The sequence below is a fragment of the Salarchaeum japonicum genome, from assembly GCF_020614395.1.
Taxonomy (GTDB): Archaea; Halobacteriota; Halobacteria; order Halobacteriales; family Halobacteriaceae; genus Salarchaeum; species Salarchaeum japonicum.
This window is the reverse complement of sequence record NZ_CP085324.1, coordinates 821,462-838,302: the sequence shown is the minus strand read 5'-3', so window position 1 is coordinate 838,302 and position 16,841 is coordinate 821,462. Positions and strand designations below refer to the sequence as shown.

Annotated in this window: 18 protein-coding genes and 1 tRNA gene; 9 read left to right on the top strand and 10 right to left on the bottom strand. The window is 64.5% G+C overall.

From position 1 onward, the window contains the following. The first annotated feature begins 11 nt into the window (after positions 1-11). Positions 12-395, top strand: coding sequence for a DUF5820 family protein (locus tag LI334_RS04790; protein ID WP_227262033.1), 384 nt, complete (start codon positions 12-14; stop codon positions 393-395). Between the two features lie 6 nt (positions 396-401). On the opposite strand, the gene LI334_RS04785 is transcribed toward LI334_RS04790, so the two are convergent. After that, on the bottom strand, positions 402-854 hold the full coding sequence (locus LI334_RS04785) for an AAA family ATPase (RefSeq protein WP_227262032.1): 453 nt from the start codon (positions 852-854) through the stop codon (positions 402-404). A 44-nt stretch (positions 855-898) separates the two neighbouring features. On the opposite strand from LI334_RS04785, the gene LI334_RS04780 reads away from it, so the two are divergent. Then, positions 899-1,342, top strand: coding sequence for a UPF0179 family protein (locus LI334_RS04780; protein ID WP_227262031.1), 444 nt, complete (start codon positions 899-901; stop codon positions 1,340-1,342). Here LI334_RS04780 and LI334_RS04775 read toward each other — a convergent pair. Next, the gene (locus LI334_RS04775) at positions 1,285-2,121 is read right to left on the bottom strand and encodes a M14 family metallopeptidase (protein WP_227262030.1); all 837 of its coding nucleotides are present in this window, start codon (positions 2,119-2,121) and stop codon (positions 1,285-1,287) included. The two genes, LI334_RS04780 and LI334_RS04775, sit on opposite strands and share 58 nt — an antisense overlap. Before the next feature lie 130 nt (positions 2,122-2,251). Between LI334_RS04775 and LI334_RS04770 the strand changes: the two genes are divergently transcribed. The 4 genes from LI334_RS04770 (at position 2,252) to LI334_RS04755 (ending at position 4,897) form a co-directional block, all read left to right on the top strand. Then, positions 2,252-2,336: transfer RNA gene (locus LI334_RS04770), tRNA-Leu, on the top strand. A gap of 122 nt (positions 2,337-2,458) precedes the next feature. Then, on the top strand, positions 2,459-3,250 hold the full coding sequence (locus LI334_RS04765; protein ID WP_227262029.1) for an inositol monophosphatase family protein: 792 nt from the start codon (positions 2,459-2,461) through the stop codon (positions 3,248-3,250). A 34-nt stretch (positions 3,251-3,284) separates the two neighbouring features. Beyond that, positions 3,285-3,734 carry an Lrp/AsnC family transcriptional regulator gene (locus LI334_RS04760; protein WP_227262028.1) on the top strand — a complete coding sequence of 150 codons (450 nt, stop codon included), beginning with the start codon at positions 3,285-3,287 and terminating at the stop codon, positions 3,732-3,734. A gap of 41 nt (positions 3,735-3,775) precedes the next feature. After that, positions 3,776-4,897 (top strand): DUF63 family protein, encoded by a 1,122-nt coding sequence (locus tag LI334_RS04755; RefSeq protein WP_227262027.1) that lies wholly within the window; start codon positions 3,776-3,778, stop codon positions 4,895-4,897. On the opposite strand, the gene LI334_RS04750 is transcribed toward LI334_RS04755, so the two are convergent. Genes LI334_RS04750 through purD form a run of 3 tightly spaced genes read right to left on the bottom strand, consistent with a single transcriptional unit; the run spans position 4,894 to position 6,911 of the window. After that, entirely contained in the window at positions 4,894-5,088 is a 195-nt protein-coding gene (locus LI334_RS04750) for a XapX domain-containing protein (RefSeq protein WP_227262026.1), read from the bottom strand. The two genes, LI334_RS04755 and LI334_RS04750, sit on opposite strands and share 4 nt — an antisense overlap. A 24-nt stretch (positions 5,089-5,112) precedes the next feature. Beyond that, positions 5,113-5,568 (bottom strand): ferritin-like domain-containing protein, encoded by a 456-nt coding sequence (locus LI334_RS04745; protein WP_227262025.1) that lies wholly within the window; start codon positions 5,566-5,568, stop codon positions 5,113-5,115. 56 nt (positions 5,569-5,624) lie between these two features. Beyond that, positions 5,625-6,911, bottom strand: coding sequence for a phosphoribosylamine--glycine ligase (gene purD / locus LI334_RS04740; RefSeq protein WP_227262024.1), 1,287 nt, complete (start codon positions 6,909-6,911; stop codon positions 5,625-5,627). A gap of 117 nt (positions 6,912-7,028) precedes the next feature. Between purD and LI334_RS04735 the strand changes: the two genes are divergently transcribed. Continuing rightward, positions 7,029-9,125 (top strand): thioredoxin domain-containing protein, encoded by a 2,097-nt coding sequence (locus LI334_RS04735; RefSeq protein WP_227262023.1) that lies wholly within the window; start codon positions 7,029-7,031, stop codon positions 9,123-9,125. Here the strand turns inward: LI334_RS04735 and LI334_RS04730 are convergent. After that, positions 9,115-9,498, bottom strand: coding sequence for a TlpA family protein disulfide reductase (locus tag LI334_RS04730; RefSeq protein WP_227262022.1), 384 nt, complete (start codon positions 9,496-9,498; stop codon positions 9,115-9,117). The genes LI334_RS04735 and LI334_RS04730 overlap by 11 nt on opposite strands. A gap of 98 nt (positions 9,499-9,596) precedes the next feature. On the opposite strand from LI334_RS04730, the gene LI334_RS04725 reads away from it, so the two are divergent. Next, positions 9,597-10,553, top strand: coding sequence for a PLP-dependent cysteine synthase family protein (locus LI334_RS04725; protein WP_227262021.1), 957 nt, complete (start codon positions 9,597-9,599; stop codon positions 10,551-10,553). Between the two features lie 419 nt (positions 10,554-10,972). Here the strand turns inward: LI334_RS04725 and LI334_RS04720 are convergent, their stop codons facing one another. Next, complete coding sequence (locus tag LI334_RS04720) at positions 10,973-11,233, bottom strand: hypothetical protein (RefSeq protein ID WP_227262020.1); 261 nt, start codon at positions 11,231-11,233, stop codon at positions 10,973-10,975. Between the two features lie 64 nt (positions 11,234-11,297). After that, positions 11,298-12,239, bottom strand: a complete 942-nt coding sequence (locus LI334_RS04715) for a hypothetical protein (RefSeq protein ID WP_227262019.1) — start codon at positions 12,237-12,239, stop codon at positions 11,298-11,300. Between the two features lie 1,075 nt (positions 12,240-13,314). Between LI334_RS04715 and LI334_RS04710 the strand changes: the two genes are divergently transcribed. Next, on the top strand, positions 13,315-14,235 hold the full coding sequence (locus LI334_RS04710) for a hypothetical protein (protein WP_227262018.1): 921 nt from the start codon (positions 13,315-13,317) through the stop codon (positions 14,233-14,235). A 938-nt stretch (positions 14,236-15,173) separates the two neighbouring features. On the opposite strand, the gene LI334_RS04705 is transcribed toward LI334_RS04710, so the two are convergent. Both LI334_RS04705 and LI334_RS04700 read right to left on the bottom strand, forming a co-directional pair. Next, positions 15,174-15,623, bottom strand: coding sequence for a DUF5804 family protein (locus LI334_RS04705; RefSeq protein WP_227262017.1), 450 nt, complete (start codon positions 15,621-15,623; stop codon positions 15,174-15,176). Between the two features lies 1 nt (position 15,624). Further along, positions 15,625-16,797, bottom strand: a complete 1,173-nt coding sequence (locus LI334_RS04700) for a tRNA sulfurtransferase (RefSeq protein WP_227262016.1) — start codon at positions 16,795-16,797, stop codon at positions 15,625-15,627. Positions 16,798-16,841 lie beyond the last annotated feature (44 nt).

Sequence of the window (16,841 nt, the reverse complement as noted above, 5' to 3'; positions counted from 1 at the left end):
ATCGTAGAGTGATGACGGAGTGGTCGCTGCCCGACGGCTGGACGGTGTGGAGCGACGAGGACGGCGGGCGCGCCGTGCTGGTGTTCCGGCCGGACGTGTTCGACGGCGCTGACTTCCCCGCGCCCTGCATGCCGACGATTTACGTGAGCCGTCGCAGTCCCGAGAAACGGCTCCGACAGCGCGACCGAACAACGGGGCCGTGGCACGTCTCGCTCTCGCTCGAACCAGAGGTTCGCGTCGATGCCGCGGACGAGACCGTGGACACGCGCCGGGAGGCCGTCGCGGCCGCCACCCGGCTCGCGGAACGCTTCGCGAACGGCGAGGTGACGTACCGGGACGCCTACCAGGTGCCCCGCGAGGACTACCTGGACGAACTCGACCGGCTCACGAACTGAGAGGGCTCACGGACTGAGCCAGTCCGCGACTCGCCGGCTGGCGAGCGAGAACGTCGTTTCTTCGGGAAGGATTCGCGTGTCCACGGTGAAGTCGGCGTCCGCGGTCGCGTCCTGCTCGCGGAACGCGCGGTGGATGGTTCTGACGCCCGGTTCGCCTATCGAGTCCGCGCGCTCCCAGTCGCGGCGGAGGCAGGTGTCGAGGTCGGCGGTGGCGTACAGGAAGTAGGTGTCGCCGCTGTCGCGCGCCCACGCTCGCCAGTCGGGGTCGTGGAACGTGCCGTCGAGCACGACGAGCGCGTGCTCGCGGAGCAGGTGGCGGGCGTCGTCGAGCAGGCGCTCGTAGGTGCGAGTGGTGTAGTCGTCGGAGTGGAGCACGGGGGCGTCGAATCGGGCGGCGAGTCGGGTCGCGAGCGTGGTCTTCCCGGCGGCCGGCGGGCCGAAGGCGACGAGCAGGCTCATGCGGTGACGGGAGGCTTATGCGTGTTCGCCGGCAATCCCGGAGTATGTTGACGCTCGTCGGGACGCGGCTCGCAGACCCCGGGACGGAGTTCGTCTACCGGGGCGAAGCGAGCACTTGCGAGGGCTGTCCGTACCGCAAGCAGTGCCTGAACCTCACCGAGGGCGTCCGGTACGAGGTGACCGACGTCCGAAAGAACGGCCAGGAACTCGACTGCGGCGTGCACGACGGTGGCGTGGTCGCCGTGGACGTGGAACCCGCGAGCGTCCGCGCGAACGTCCCGTCGAAGGGCGCGTACGCCGGGAGCAAGGGCCAGTTGCTCGGGCCGTGTCCGCACACCGAGTGCCCGAGCCACGAGTACTGCGAGCCGATGGGCGTGGACTTCGACGAGAACCGGAAAATCGAGGAGATCGTCGGCGACCCGCCCCACGACTACTGCGCGCTCGGCCGCGAGTTGACGCTCGTGGAGTTCGCGCCCGAGGGCGACTGACCGAGCGACTCCTGTTTCTGCCCGTGGTAGCCGAACTGGTTCGCGTACCCGTACGGGGAGAGGAGCACGGGGTAGAAGTCGCGGTCGGCGCGGATGACCTCGCCGTCGGCGGCGGCGACGGGGTCGCCCTCCTCGACGAACGAGAAGTTCTCCGCGAACACCTCGTACTCGTCGGCCGCGGGTTTCGGAATCGGGTCGCCCATCGTGAACGCGGGGAGTTCGCGCGCGACGGCGTCGCCGGGGAGCGCGCCCTCGACGGTGAGGAACTCCCGGGTGAGCGTGTACGCGTTCTCCGCCGCGGTCTCCGACCCCTGGAGGCCGGCCTCGACCTCGACTATGTCGGCGTCCGCGGCGAAGATGCGGCCCTCCCCGAAGTCCTGCGTGTCCACGAGCGCCACGACGGAGAGCCGCGGGACGATGCGCTGGACGTGCTCGGCGCGCCCGTCGCTCACCGCGAACGGGTCGGCGTGGGACTGCGTGGAGTGAATGGAGAACACGGTCATCCCCTGCACTTCCTCCGCGAGCTCCTGCGCGAGTCGCCGCTCGTGGGCGTCCGCGGGCGTGTCCGGCGTGAACGACCGGTTCAGGTCGGCGTCCACGTACCGGACGCCGCGCTCCAGGGCTTTCTCGTTGACGACGATACACTTCACGGGGCGTTCGACGTCCGGGTCGTCGTCGAGGAGTCGCTCGATCGCGCGAACCCCACAGGGTTCGTCGCCGTGCACTCCGCCGACGACGGCCAACTCGGGGTCGCCGTCGCCCAACTGTTCGACGCGCATTCGCTAGAACGGAGGGGCGCGCTCGGGAAGTGCGTTGCGCTCCCCCACGCGACCTGCGACATCCGACGAGGCGCGCCCACGCCGTAATCCGCAGTCCTTAAGCGCGCCACACCCCGATTCAGGGACGCGTGCGGGGGTCGCCAAGCCTGGTCAACGGCGGCGGGTTCAAGCCCCGCTCTCGTAGGAGTTCAAGGGTTCGAATCCCTTCCCCCGCATGTGTGCGCGAAAGCGCGAACATGCGCGGAAGTCCGCGAGGCGGACTTCCCCCGCAAACTCACGTGCTCGGTAGCGGTCGCTTTATCGACGTTTTCTTGCCGGTGCCGTCGTTCCACCGAGTATGAGCGAACGCGATAGGGCGTCGGTGGTGGAGTCGGCGGCGCGCGCCGGTGCGCGCGTGGCGGACGAGTTCTTCCGGACGGACATCGAGGTGGAGACGAAGGACGGGAAGACGGACGTGGTGACGCACGCCGACCGGGACGCCCAGCGCGAGGTCATCGAGGTGGTTCGGGAGTCGTTCCCGGAGGACGCTATCGTGGGGGAGGAGGAGGACGAACTGAAGGAGGTGCCGGGACGGGGGCCGGTGTGGGTCATCGACCCCATCGACGGGACGAACAACTACGTGCGGGACATTCCGCTGTGGGCGACGAGCGTCGCGGCGGTGGAGGACGGTGAGGCGGTGGCGGCGGCGAACGTCCTGCCCGCGCTCGGCGACACCTACGTCTCGAACGCGGAGGGCGTGTGGGTGAACGGCGACCCGGTGTCGGTGAGCGAGGAGGACGACCCAGAGGCGTTCACGGTGTCGCCGACGGTCTGGTGGGCGTTCGCCGACCGCGACGAGTACGCGGGCATCTGCGAGGGCGTCGTCGAGCGGTTCGGGGACATGCGTCGGTTCGGGAGCGCGCAGGTGACGCTGTCGATGGTGGCGGCAAGCCAGTTGGAAGCGACGGTGACGAACGTCGAGACGCACCCCTGGGACACGGTCGCGGGCGTGCACATGATTCGGCGGGCCGGCGGGCGCGTGACCGACATCGAGGGCGACGAGTGGACGCCGGAGAGCACGGGCCTGGTGGCGTCGAACGACACCCGCCACGAGGAGGTGCTCGCCGCCGCGCGGCGTGCAATCGAGTAGCAAACGTATTGGGCTCCCGAACCCCACGGGGCGTATGGACCTCGACGACACGGACCGCGCAATCCTCCAGGCGCTCCAGGAGGACGCGCGCGTGGCGTTCAGCGAGATTGCGAGGCGCATCGACATGTCGAGCGCGACCGTCCACGACCGCGTGAAACGCATGGAAGAAGAGGGCGTCATCCGCGGCTACCACGCCGACGTCGACCCGGAAGCCATCGGGTACGGTCTCTCCGCCATCGTCGGACTGCGAGTCGAGCAGGGCCGGGAGGACGAGGCGCTCGACCTCCTGAAGAGCATCGACGGCGTGCAGGAGATAACGCTCACGACGGGCGAGTGGGACATCGTGATGCGGGTGTACGCGCCGGACACGTCGAAACTCCGCGAACTCATGTTCGACCGCATCGCCCAGGTGGACGGGTTCGCGCGCTCGCAGACGATGGTCGTCCTCGACACCGAGTACCGAACGCACGAACTCCCCGTCTGAGACCGGAAGCGTAAAGCGGCCCCTGAGACGATTTCTCGCACATGACTTTCCCGGAGACCGACCGCGAGCGAACGTGGGCGGCCGGCGTCGGTGCCGCCGTGCTTGCGCTCGTCGGCGGGTCGCTCCTCTTCTACGACACGGTGTACGGCGGGTTCGTCTGGCACTACTTCTGGGGGCCGGTGTACGCGGACGCCCACGGCGCGGCGTGCGCGGCGTGGAACGGCGGCAGTCCCGTCCTCCTCGACAGCGCCGTCCAGTGCGCGAGCGCGACGGAGCCCGTGGCGTACCCCGGATACACGCTCGTGAGCGAAGTCGGATACATGGTGACGCTCATCGTGATGCTCAGCGGCGTCGTCTTCCTGCTCGACCGCCTGAACGTCGGGGAGAACCGCCGCCTGCTGTTCGCGCTGTTGCCGTTCATGTTCTTCGGCGGCGCGCTCCGCGTCGTCGAGGACGCGAACGACGCGCTCGGCGGGAGCGCCGTCCCCTACCCGTGGAACTCGTTCATCATCAGTCCGCTCATCTACTTCACCGTCTTCTTCCTCGCGGTCGGCGCGCTCGTCCTCGCGGTCTGGATCGCCCGGCGCGACTACACGGACGACTACTATCGGCCGCTCGCCGCCATCGGGAGCGCCGTGCTCGCCGCGTCCCTCGCCTACCTCGGCTACCTCGCGGCGACCACCGACCGCGTCCACTTCCTCCCCGTGTTCACGGTGCTCACCATCGGCATCGCCACCGTGCTCGCCGTCGCCGTCTACAAGGGCGCGGACGCGTTCGCGCCCGAAATCAACTACGGGACGGGGCTCGCGGGCGCGGTCGTCATCTGGGGGCACGCCGTCGACGGCGTGTCGAACGTCATCGGCCTCGACTGGGGCGCGGAACTCGGCTACCCGAACGGCGACCTCGTCCCGAAACACCCCGTGAACAGCGCCGTCGTCGACCTCACCCAGCAGTACGTCCCGCAGAGCATCACCGCCGTCATCGGTGACGCCTGGGGCTTCCTGCTCCTGAAACTGGTCGCGGCGACGTTCGTCGTCTGGCTGTTCAACGACGAGCTCTACGAGGAGAACCCGCGGTTCGCCGTCCTCCTCCTCGTCGCCGTGCTCGCGGTCGGACTCGGCCCCGGAACCCGCGACATGCTCCGCGCGACCTTCGGCATCTAGAGGCCGAGCGCTTCCACGATATCGTACTCGACGCCCGCGTACTCCACGAGCTTGTACCCGACGTAGATACCGACGATTCCCATCACGCCCGCGAGGCTGGGCGGCGCGGGAATCGGCACGTCCAGAAAGCGAAACAGCGCGCCCGTAATCGCGCCCGTGAGGAGCGCGAGGACGACGTAGATAGCGTTCATACGCCACCTGGGGCGTCCGAGGGGTTAGTCGTTCTTGTACTCCTTGCGGTAGCCGCGGAACTCCGTGCGGTGGGCTTCCTCGTCCGCGAGCAGCGTCACCGCGAGGTCTTCCGTCACGGGGTCGTTCGCGTCCTCCGCGGCGTCGATGAGGTCGCGGTAGGTCGAGATGGCGTCCTCCTCCGCCTCGATGACGCCCTCGATGACGGAGAGCACGTCCGTGGTGTCCGCGGGCGGCTGGAGGCTGTCCTGGTGCGCCTCGAACTCGCCGGAGCCGGGCGGGGACTCGTCGAGCTGTTTGAGGCGTTCGCCGAGCTGTTCGGCGTGCCCGAGTTCCTCCTGGATGTCCGTCTGGAGGGACTCCTTGATCTCCTCGGCGCGCACGCCGTCCAGCACGATGGAGTTCGACATGTAGTTCATCACGGTCTCGATTTCGTCCTGGTACGCCTGCTTCAACAACCGGGTGACTTCGTCGCTCGACATACAGGAAGAAAGACGCGTGCGCGCTACTTAGAGTTAATCGCTACGCCGTCTCGTGGTTAGTCGCGGAGGCGTTCGACGTGGTCGATGCGGCGCTGCACGAGCTCCGCGGTTCCGATGTCCTCGCGGATGCGGAACCCCTCGGTCACGCCCGCGAGCGCGTCGCTCGCGCGGTCTTCGGCGTCCGCGATTGTTTCTCCGAGACCGACGACGGCGAAGCTCCGGGAGGTGGTGGTGTAGACGCCGTCGTCGCGGGCGTCCACGCTCGCGTAGAAGAGGATGGCGTCCTCGCCCACCGAGTCCTCGGTGACGGTGACGCGCGCGCCCGCTTCGGGGTCGGTCGGGTAGCCGGCGGGGACGGCGTACTTGCAGACGGTGGCGGTCGTGTCGAACGCGAGTTCGGGGAGGGGTTCGCCGTCCCGCGCGGCCGTGAGCACGTCCAGGAAGGGCGTCTCCATGACGGGGAGCGTGTTCATCGCTTCGGGGTCGCCGAAGCGCGCGTTGAACTCGACCACTTTGACGCCGTCCGCGGTGAGCATGAACTGGCCGTAGAGCACGCCGCGGTACGTGGGGAGGGCGTCCACGACGGCCTCCAGCACCGCGACGGCGTCGTCGTAGTCCTCGGCGGTCATGAACGGGAGCGTGCGCGCGGCGTCCGAGTAACTCCCCATCCCGCCCGTGTTCGGGCCCTCGTCGCCCTCGAACGCGCGCTTGTGGTCCTGGACCGCGGGCGTCGGTCGCACGTCGCCGTTCGCGACGAACGCCTGCACCGTGAACTCCTCGCCGACGAACCGCTCCTCAAGCACGACCTCGTCGTAGTCCTCCTCGCGGAGGTACGCCTTCGCCTCTTCCTTGGTGACCTGGTCGCCCGTGACCTTCACGCCCTTCCCGCCGGTGAGGCCCGCGGGTTTCACGGCGAGGTCGCCGTCGTAGGCGTCGATGTACTCGCAGGCCGCCTCGGTGTCGGTGAACGTCTCGAAGTCCGGACAGCCCGGGATGTCGTGCTCGCGCATGAACTCGCGCTGGAACGCCTTGTCCGTCTCGATGCGGGCGTCGGCCTCCCGCGGGCCGAACGCGTACACGTTCGCGGCTTCGAGCGCGTCCACGACGCCGGCGGCGAGCGGCGTCTCCGGGCCGACGACCGCGAGGTCAGCGCCGACGGCCTCGGCGTGCGCGGCGACCGCGTCCGGGTCGGTTTCGTCCAGCGTCTCGAAGGACTCGGCGAGCGCGTCGATGCCGGGGTTGCGGTTGCTCGCGCACGCGTGGAGGTCGCAGTCCGGGGCGAGCGAGCGCGCGACGGCGTGTTCGCGGCCGCCGCCGCCGACGAGGAGCACGGTCTCGGTCATACCCGACGACAGTCAGCAAAGGAGTGTAAAGGTTCCTCTTAACGAGCGGGCGAGTATGCGCGTTCGTGCGTATCTTCGAACTCCGTGTTTTTCCGCGTGGCCCCCGAACCAGCGGGTATGACCGACCCGCTCGCGCGGAACCGACTGGACGACGAGGGAAGCCCCTACCTCCGCCAGCACGCCGACAACCCCGTTCACTGGCAGCCGTGGGACGCCGCCGCCATCGACGCCGCCCGGGAGCGCGACCGCCCGCTGTTCGTCTCCATCGGCTACTCGGCCTGCCACTGGTGTCACGTGATGGAGGAGGAGTCCTTTTCCGACCCCGACATCGCCGCGAAGCTGAACGACGAGTTCGTGCCCGTGAAGATAGACCGGGAGGAGCGCCCCGACCTGGACGACGTGTTCATGACGGTCTGCCAGCTCGTGCGCGGCGGCGGGGGGTGGCCGCTCTCCGTCTGGCTCACGCCCGACCTGAAGCCGTTCTACGTCGGGACGTACTTCCCGCCGGACGCGAGTCGGAACCAGCCCGGGTTCCGACAGCTCCTGGACGACATCGCGGAGTCGTGGCGGACGGAGCGCGAGGACATCGAGGCGCGCGCCGACCAGTGGACGGCGGCGGCCCGAGGCGAACTGGAGGACGTTCCCGACCCCCTCGACGACGCGCCGGGGAGCGACGCGCTCACCGCGGTCGCGGACGCCGCCCGGGAGCGCGCGGACGACGAGCACGGCGGCTGGGGCGGCCAGCAGAAGTTCCCCCAGCCGGGCCGGGTGCACGCGCTCCTCCGCGCCGCCGACCGCACCGGCGACCGCTCGTCCCTCGACACGGCGACCCGGGCGCTGGACGCGATGGCGGACGGCGGCCTCCGCGACCACGTCGGCGGCGGCTTCCACCGGTACTGCGTGGACAGGGACTGGACGGTCCCGCACTTCGAGAAGATGCTGTACGACAACGCCGAACTCGCGCGCGCCTACACCGCCGCCCACCAGGTCGCGGACGGCGACCGGTACGCGGAGATTGCGCGGGAGACACTCGACTTCATCGACCGCGAACTCAGCGACGGCGACGGGTTCTACGCGACGCTGGACGCGCGAAGCGGCGACGAGGAGGGGTCGTTCTACGTCTGGACGCCCGACGAGGTGGACGCCGCCGTCGCGGACGACACCGACGCCGCGCTGTTCCGGGCGCGCTACGGCGTCACCGAGACGGGGAACTTCGAGGGAGACACCGTGCTCACCGTCGCTGAGTCCGTGGCGGCGCTGGCGGACGAGCACGACCTGCGCGACTCCGCGGTCGCGGAGCGCCTCGACCGCGCCCGCGAACAGGTCTTCGAGGCGCGAGCGGAACGGACGCGGCCCGCCCGCGACGAGAAGGTGATTTCGGCGTGGAACGGCCTCGCCGTACGGGCGTTCGCCGAGGCAGGACTGGTGCTGGACGACGCGTACGCGGAGCGGGCGGCCGCGGCGCTCGACTTCGCGCGCGAGGAACTCTGGGACGGAAATGGAGTGCTCGCGCGTCGGTGGCTGGACGGCGAGCGCTCGGGGCCGGGCTACCTCGACGACTACGCCTTCCTCGCGCGCGGCGCGCTCACGACGTACGAGGCGACGGGCGACCACCGCCACCTCGCGTTCGCGCTGTCGCTCGCCCGCGAACTCGTCGAACAGTTCTACGATTCGGGAACGGGCGCGCTCTACTTCAGCACGCCCGACACGCCGCTCGCGCGCCCGCAGGAGACCGAAGACCGCTCCACGCCCTCGCCGGTCGGCGTCGCCTGCGAGACCCTGCTCGCGCTGGACGCGTTCGCGCCCGACGAGGGGTTCGCGGAGGTGGCGGAGCGAGCGCTGGAGACGCAGGGCGCGAAGATACGGGAGTCGCCGCTCGGGCACGCGTCGCTCGCGCTCGCCGCGGACACCCACGAGACCGGCCACCTCGAACTCACCGTCGCCGCCGACGAACTTCCAGAAGACTGGCGGCGAGTACTCGCAGACACCTACCTCCCCGACCGCCTGCTCTCCCGGCGACCGCCGACCGACGGCGCGCTCGCGGGGTGGCTAAACGACCTCGGCGTTGCGGACGCCCCGCCGATTTGGGCGGGCCGGGAAGCCAGCGGGAAGACGGGAGCAGGGGCGACGGCGTACGTGTGTCGGCGCGCGTGCTCGCCGCCGCTCACGACCGCCGGAGAAATCGAGGAGTGGGTTCGGGAGTTCAGGCCGTAATCGCGCGGAGTTCGCTCGCGAGGAACTCCGCGATGGGCTGGTCTTCTTCCTCGACGAACCGCGCGAGTTCGTCGCCGTCCGCGTCCTCCACCAGCACGGTCGGGATGAGCGAGACCTCGTACTCGGTCATCTTCTCGCCGGTCTTCACGCCGTTCTCGCGCTCCACGGGGTAGGTGGAGACGCGGTCGTCGGACACGTCGGCGGCGGCGAGCGCCGCGGCGAACGCGGGGAGTTGTTCGGTGCAGTCGGGACACCAGTCCGCGCCCCACACCCGGAAGTGCGTGGAGTCGTCGAGGGAGGCGAGCGTCTTCACGGCGTCCTCGTGGGCGGACTCGTCCCACTCGGGGGCTGGCGTCATGCAGTCGAGCGTCATACCCCGGGGTACGCGCTCGGGGGGCTTAACGCGTGTGTCCCGGCACTCCCTGCCGGCGTCCAGTACGTGTTTAGGACTGGGGAGCGTCAGTAGGAGTAATGAGAGACAGCATCCTCGACACCATCGGCACGCCGCTGGTTCGCCTGTCGTCGCCCGAGGGTGCGACCGTCGCCGCGAAAGTCGAATCCTTCAACCCCGGCGGCTCCGCGAAAGACCGGCCCGCGCGCGAGATGGTTCGCGCCGCCGAGGAAGCCGGCGACATCCGGCCGGGCGACCGACTCGTCGAGGCGACCAGCGGAAACACCGGCATCGGCCTCGCGGTGGTGTGCGCCGCCCGCGGCTACGACCTCACCATCGTCATGCCCGAGTCGAAGTCCGAGGAACGCCGCCATCTCCTCGCCGCGTACGGCGCAGACCTCGAACTCGTCGCGGGCGAGATGGCGGACGCGAACGACCGCGCCGCCGAGATGGCGCGCGAGAACCCCGACACCTACCTCGTCAGCCAGTTCGAGAACGAAGCCAACCCCCGCGCGCACTACCGCACCACCGCCGAGGAAATCATCGAACAGGTCGAGGGCCGTGAGGTGGACGCGCTCGTCGCCGCCATCGGCACCGGCGGCACCATCACCGGAACCGCCACCCGCCTCCTCGAAGAATACCCCGACATGGACGTCGTCGGCGTCGAACCCGCCGAGAACCCCGTGCTCACCACGGGCGAACCCGGCGAGGACGACTACCAGGGAATGGGGCCCGGGTTCGTCAGCGACCTCCTCGACACCGACCTCCTCGACTCGGTCGAAACCGTCCCGCTGGACGACGCCGAAGCCGAATGCCGCCGGCTCGCCCGCGAGGAAGGCATCCTCGTCGGCCAGTCCAGCGGCGCGGCATCCATCGCCGCCACCCGCGTCGCCGACCGCCTCGCCCAACCCGAACTCGACTGCCCCGAACCCCCCGCCGCGCTCGCCGATGGGGGCCAGTACGACGACTGCCCGCTCGTCGTCACCATCCTCCCCGACTCCGGCGAACGCTACCTCAGCGCCGGCACCTTCGATTGAACGTTTCGCGTCTGTTGAAGTCCTCTGTACGGATAGGTTGGAGAGGCTGTGCTGAACACACAGGCTAATCCTCTCGCCGCGTCGGAGGTCGGCATCACGGCCCCCGTCCGCCCCGCTTCCTTCGGTCGGGGAGACCGCGTGCCTACGTTCACTCACGATATCTGCGGCGAGTTTCTCGAACCGCTCGTGGTCGACCTGCGCAAGCGCGATTTCGAGATCGTTCTGGCAGTTCCGATCCAGAACGCTCCCGGGAACGTCGGTCACGGAAGAGGAAGGCGATACGTCCGTTCCCAGCCTGCTCGGGTAGTCCGTTGCGACGGACGAACGCGACCTCGTGACGGCGCACCTACCGAACGAGGGGCCACTACCAATTCCGTGTAATAAACGATACCTGTGTGCTCAATACACCCTGTGGCAAATCATTCAGCTTCTTGTCCGTATTTTTTACCGAGCCAGAAGGCCATGACTGGAACGATAACGAACGCAAACAGGGTTGCAGCCGAGCTGTAGAGGAGTATAGTTTGGCCAACTGTTCCAACAGTTGGAATCCAAGATGCTGTGCCGGCCATAATCGAATCTGAGAGCCACATTATACCGGCGTCGAGGAGGAATGCAATGAGAATAAGTCCGGCAACACTAGCCGGAAACCGGAGTTTACCAGTTTGATTTCGCATCGGCATGTTTCATATCTATGGCTCTATCAACATAAGTATGCAACCCAGCCTGCTATATACACCGGGAACACTACTCAGACTCTGGGAATGGGTGTTCGAAAAGACGTTCACCCGAGTCCTTACAACTGACAGCGAGGACTTTGTGAGAACTACAACACGACTCGACGACCTCCTCACCGAGTAGGACATCGCCACCCGTCGTCGGGCACGTCTCAAGGAACATTCGCAAACTGTTCAGAAGCGGCCCCCGCTCTTCCGGATCAAACTCATCCCAGCCTAGAATCCGGCGCTGAAGGACGCGACTCGCTGCGACATCCGCGACGAGCGCTGCCTGAGAGGGCCACTGTCCGAGGGTACCCGTCTCTGATCGAAGGATTCGTACCTCGTTGTTGGTGGTAAGTTCAAATGCCTGATTTTCCTCGTCGATACCGAGGGCGTCTGCAACTGTCTCCGCAGTGAGGTCTGTATCGACGAGTGCTTCGGTTGCAGCAGTCCACGCGTTCGCAAACTCATCAGTCAAACAGAGGTCGTCGGAATCCGCGCACGGTTCAAGAATATCGTGATTCACAAAGAACGCCTCAAGGTCGTTATCGGGAATGTTCTGTTCATGTTCAACCTCATTGTTGCCGTTGTCACCTAGTTCCGAGGCTGGCTCCGACGGTGTCTGCGGCGTGGTATCTAAAGTCGTACGAGTGCCTGTCGTCGAACTTCTGGTCGCGCTCGAATTGAATCCGGACGCGAGGTCTGGGTCTGGGTTCTTCCCGAACCACTCGAGAACAGTTGGTGGGAGGTATTGCTTCGTCAATACAGGGGTTCCCGGCACAAGATACCCACGGAGATAGATGAGTCCAACGGAAATCCCTACCGCGACAAGGCTACCAAGCCGGGTCTTTCGTGCGACCAACGAGCCGACGATTCCGGCGATGGCGAGGTTCAGTACCGTGCACGGTTCACATCTGTTTTCACCGGTGTAATCCGGTTGGTGGAGCAAATCCACCACATCAACTTTCATTCGGCCAGTACTATCGTTCGTATTAATATTAATTTTGGGAAGTCCAGACCCGAATGGATATGATTAGGAGCGGGCTATTCCCCATCCAATTTCCACATTAATAGGTTATATAATTAATTGAACCTACTTCTACAGCACAGATATATGCTCCCACGGACCTGTGAATGGCTCCCAAATAATGAAAGGTTTTACTTATTAGAAAGCCAAATGTAAGTCTATGCGCTCCCGGAATGTAACGGCTGTTATTTTGTGTATGATACTTGTTGCCTGTGCTGGTTGTGCCGGCCTATCTGGTAGCGATAACCAGTCGACAATGGCAGAACCGGAACAACTCGCTCCTGGAATCACAACTTCGGGGGTGTCAGATGCGATGGAATTGGCGAATAGCCATCTGACAACCCTCCGATCGGGGCAATTCGTGAAGCGAACTACCTTTGAGGTTGTTAATGGGTCTACCACAACGTCAATCCGAGAATCTAGACTTTCTTACGCGAACCAATCCTACTGGCGATGGAACCGAACTAGTCAGGGAGTTCCGATCGGCTTCAACATAACGAATGGAACCGTCATTGGATATACTGAGGGAGAACGCGTGATATACAGGCTCTATGGGGGTAAGAATACTACCTACCACGTTCCACAGTTAAACAGTTTCCCCGATGATCCACCAGTCCCACCTAAGCGGGTGCTGCCAGAGAAAGTCTTTGAGCGGAATCTTGTCTACCAATTGATTGCCAACGCAAATATAACCGTTGAACGCGCGGGAGCAGACCTTATCCACATCCACGGGACAACCGATGAAGTGACATTCGCTAATTCAAGAGTGACCGGGGTTGAGTTCCAGATGCACGTTTCGAGTGAAGGCGTTATCCAACAACTTAATATCACTTACAGAGCCGGAGGGTCCACTGTCCACCGTACAATTTTGTTTGAGATGGTAGATTCTAATCCCGTAAAACAGCCAACTTGGTATCATAGGGCCTCAAATACCACCGCGTAGTTATATCGACTGTTAATATAGTACTACTTTCTAACTATAGTAATATATTTATGTTATTATTGTGTGGGGTTTTGTATGGTAATCATCAGGTGGATTCGTAATCGTATTGGCTTGGCTAATAGCGATAACAATAGTGACACGGGTGATGAGCAAGTTAGTGTCAATCGGAGAAAGGTTCTAAAGGGAGCTGTAGCAACATCAGGCGTCGGAGCTGTTCCAATGTCAGTTAGCGCTGAATCACCAAGCAACTTGACCATGACGCCGGTAGAAAGAAACAGCGCGTTTGAAGACATATTTGGCGATTCACGTAACGGATCAAGTATTACACTCTCTGACTCGCAACAGAATCATCTAGGCGAGTACATTAGAGACCAAGCCAGCGAACTCATATATCGGTTAGAGGACAAGGGTGTGTTTGATGTAGCCAGTATTGACGCAGAAGACCTACTAAGTGGACAGGCATTTGAATCCACAAAGTTTGATCTGGATAAACCCGAATCTGGAATAGTATTGGGTTACCGCTCACGGCTGGGCGAAGAACGAACAAAAATTCAATACACCCTTCACCAGCCGAGTGAACTCGGATACTTTGAAGACGAGACCCGTATATCTATAATCATAACCCCGGGGGAGAAACGCGCATATGCGCTCATAGAACCACTTTCCCAGGTAAGCGGAACGAAAAACAATAGCATAATTCGCCATATAAGCAATAAGCAAGAATCACCAGTTAACAGTGAGGACCAAATACATAAAATAGATGAATACGATGTAGTAACACAAGGTTCCATATTTACGTATTGTTATAATCCGACCAGCGGACAGCCTATCCGTGCTCGTGTTTATTGCCAAGCCGGATCTTGTTCACAAACAGTTATTGGGACTTGTTCACCCCCTGTTTCGAGGAGATGGCCACGATGCCAGAGATATTATATTGACGGTTGCTGGTACTATGATACTCCTTGTCCACAGGGGGAAGACCGAGCAAAGTGCTAGGAAATAACCTGGTCTGACCGCCACTTCTGGATACCAGATCTGAACGGCAACGAGTACTGGACTAGTACAAGCGATATCGGCTACGAATCAGAGGGCCCCGAGGGGATCGCGTTCAACGTTCACGACATATCAGTCGACACACAGGGAGTTTGTTCAGCCGGATGTGAACTCCGCTGGAATGAAGGCACCTCCGATTCAGCCATTCAACGCACTATCTATGGGGAGTACGAACACACGTACGAAGGCACCTGGGACGGGCTGAGTATCTCAGTCGGAGCTATCTCACTCAGCTGGTCGAGTTCTGGCGGGTCGTGGGATACCGCAACTGACCACAATGGAGATACCCTGAAGGTAAACGCGGCAGATCTCTCCTACGACGATTGCGTTGGGCCGTAAACACCGACTAACCACTCCTCTTCAGTTGGTGCGTGCAGTCTGAGTCGAGAATGGTATCTCCCAAAAGAACTTGTCCAATATCTGAATAGTATACCAGTCCCCGATATGCCGTACACTGAAATACGCCCTCCAACTTCGCTAGAACAACTACATCGTTCGTTCTGTGATATCGTTGAACTCTGATACCCGATTCTCGATGGGTCGCCAAAGGAAACCAGTTAAAGCCAGTCGCCAGTCGCGAGACGCGTTGCGTCTCGCTATGCAGCCAGAAGCCGTCGATTTCCGTCGGTAAAATCCGAACGCTCACAGAAACCCAAGCAGACACGGTCGGAGCGTTCTCAAGCGAGCGTTGACGAGACGCGTTGCGTCTCGTTCGCTAACCAGAAACGCATCGCGTTTCTGGTAACGGCTCGAAGAGCCCGAGCGCAGAGATTCGCCGCGCGAAGCGCGGGCCGAGGAACCCGCGAAGAGGGTAACGACGGCGTTTCGTCCAGCTTTTTCCGAGCGCGCCGGTATCGCCGGCGCGCAGCGTAAACGGTGGGTCAGAAGAACTCGTCTTGGGTGACTCTGACGACGACGGTGTCGTCGTATTCGCTTCGTTCGTAGTCGCCGTCGCCACCGCTGCCGCGGAGGACGTTGGTCGGGTCGACGAGGCGGCCGTTTTCGACGCCGTAGACCTTGAGGCGGTTGATCGGGTCGTCGGGGGAGACGTTTCCGTCCCGGATTTCGCGGGCGAGGGGGCGGGAGAGCCACTCGTGGCGGCTGACGCTGGGGTCTTGGACGAAGGCGTCGCTGGTGAGGCGGGCGAGGTACCAGTTGAGGTCGTTGAGGAGGCTGACGGCCGCGCCGAGGCTGACGGTGTCGAGGACGACGGTGTTGTCCCAGGGTTCGGTGAGGTCGTAGGTGGCGAGCGCGCGGCGGGCGGTGTCGTAGCCGTAGAGGTCGAGTGGGAGGCTTGAGTCGTCGTCCTCGACGAGGCAGACCCGAGTCATGTCATGGTACCTCCACGAGGTCGCGGTCTTCGACGGCGGTCTCGATGAGGCAGGGGAGGTCGTCGGGGACGGCGGCGCGCACGGCGGCGGGGTCGGCGTTCGTCTCGGGGTAGTCTGGCGCGATGCGGTTACAGCCGGCGTTCACGGTGGCGGTGTCGAACGTCCCGATGTCGCGGGCCTGGGAGACGATGTCCTGTTTGTCCCGCGTGAAGAGCGGGCGGTGAATCGGGAGCGTGGTGGCGTCGTCCACGGCGGCGAAGTTCGCGGCGGTCTGACTCGACTTCTGGCCGAGCGCCTCCCCGGTGACGACGCCGACCGCGCCCGCCTCCTCGGCGACGGCTTCGGCGATGCGGTACATCAGGCGGCGGTAGACGAGCATCCGCTCCGCGCCGGTCGCCTCGACGACGCGCTCGACGGCGGGGCCGGTGGGCACCCGGTGGACGGTGAGGTCGCGGCCGGACGCGTAGGCGGAGAGCCGGCGGACGGTTTCGATGGCGCGCGCCTCGTGGTCGGGGCCGCCGTACGGCCCGAGGTCGAGGTAGACCGGAATCACGGGAGCGCCGCGTTTCATGGCTTCGTACGCCGCGACGGGCGAGTCGATGCCGCCGGAGACGAGCGCGACGAGCGGGCGCTGGGTTCCCAGCGGCAGGCCGCCCGGGCCGTCGCGCTTTTCGAGGAAGACGTACGCGGCGTCGTCCCGGCACTCCACGAAGAACGTGATGTCGGGGTCGTCCAGGTCTACTTCGGGCTGGAAGTCGTTCTCGACGGCCTCCCAGACGGCTTCCCCGCCGTCCCGGCCGATGTCCTGGCTCGTGAAGTCGTGGCTGCCGGCACGCCGCGCCTCGACGGCGAACGCGCCGCCGTCGTAGTGTTCGCGGGCCGTGTTCGCGAGCGCGCGCCGGATGCCGCGCATCGACGGGTCGACCACGAGACACGGGCTGGCGGAGACGACGCCGAAGGCGTCGGTGGCGGCGTCCGCTATCGCGTCAACGTCGTCGCCGCGCGCGAAAATCCGCGCCCACCGCACGTCCACGGCCGCCTCGATATCCCGCGATTCGAGCGTTCGTTCGAGGTTCTCCCGGAGCACGCGCTCCATGTCGGACTGCACCTTCGCGGACTTCGACCCGACGTCCCCGTGTCGCACGAGCACGGTGTCCGCACCGGGAGGAATCATACCCCGACGTAGTGAGGGAGACGCCTTACGGCCTTCGAAAAATC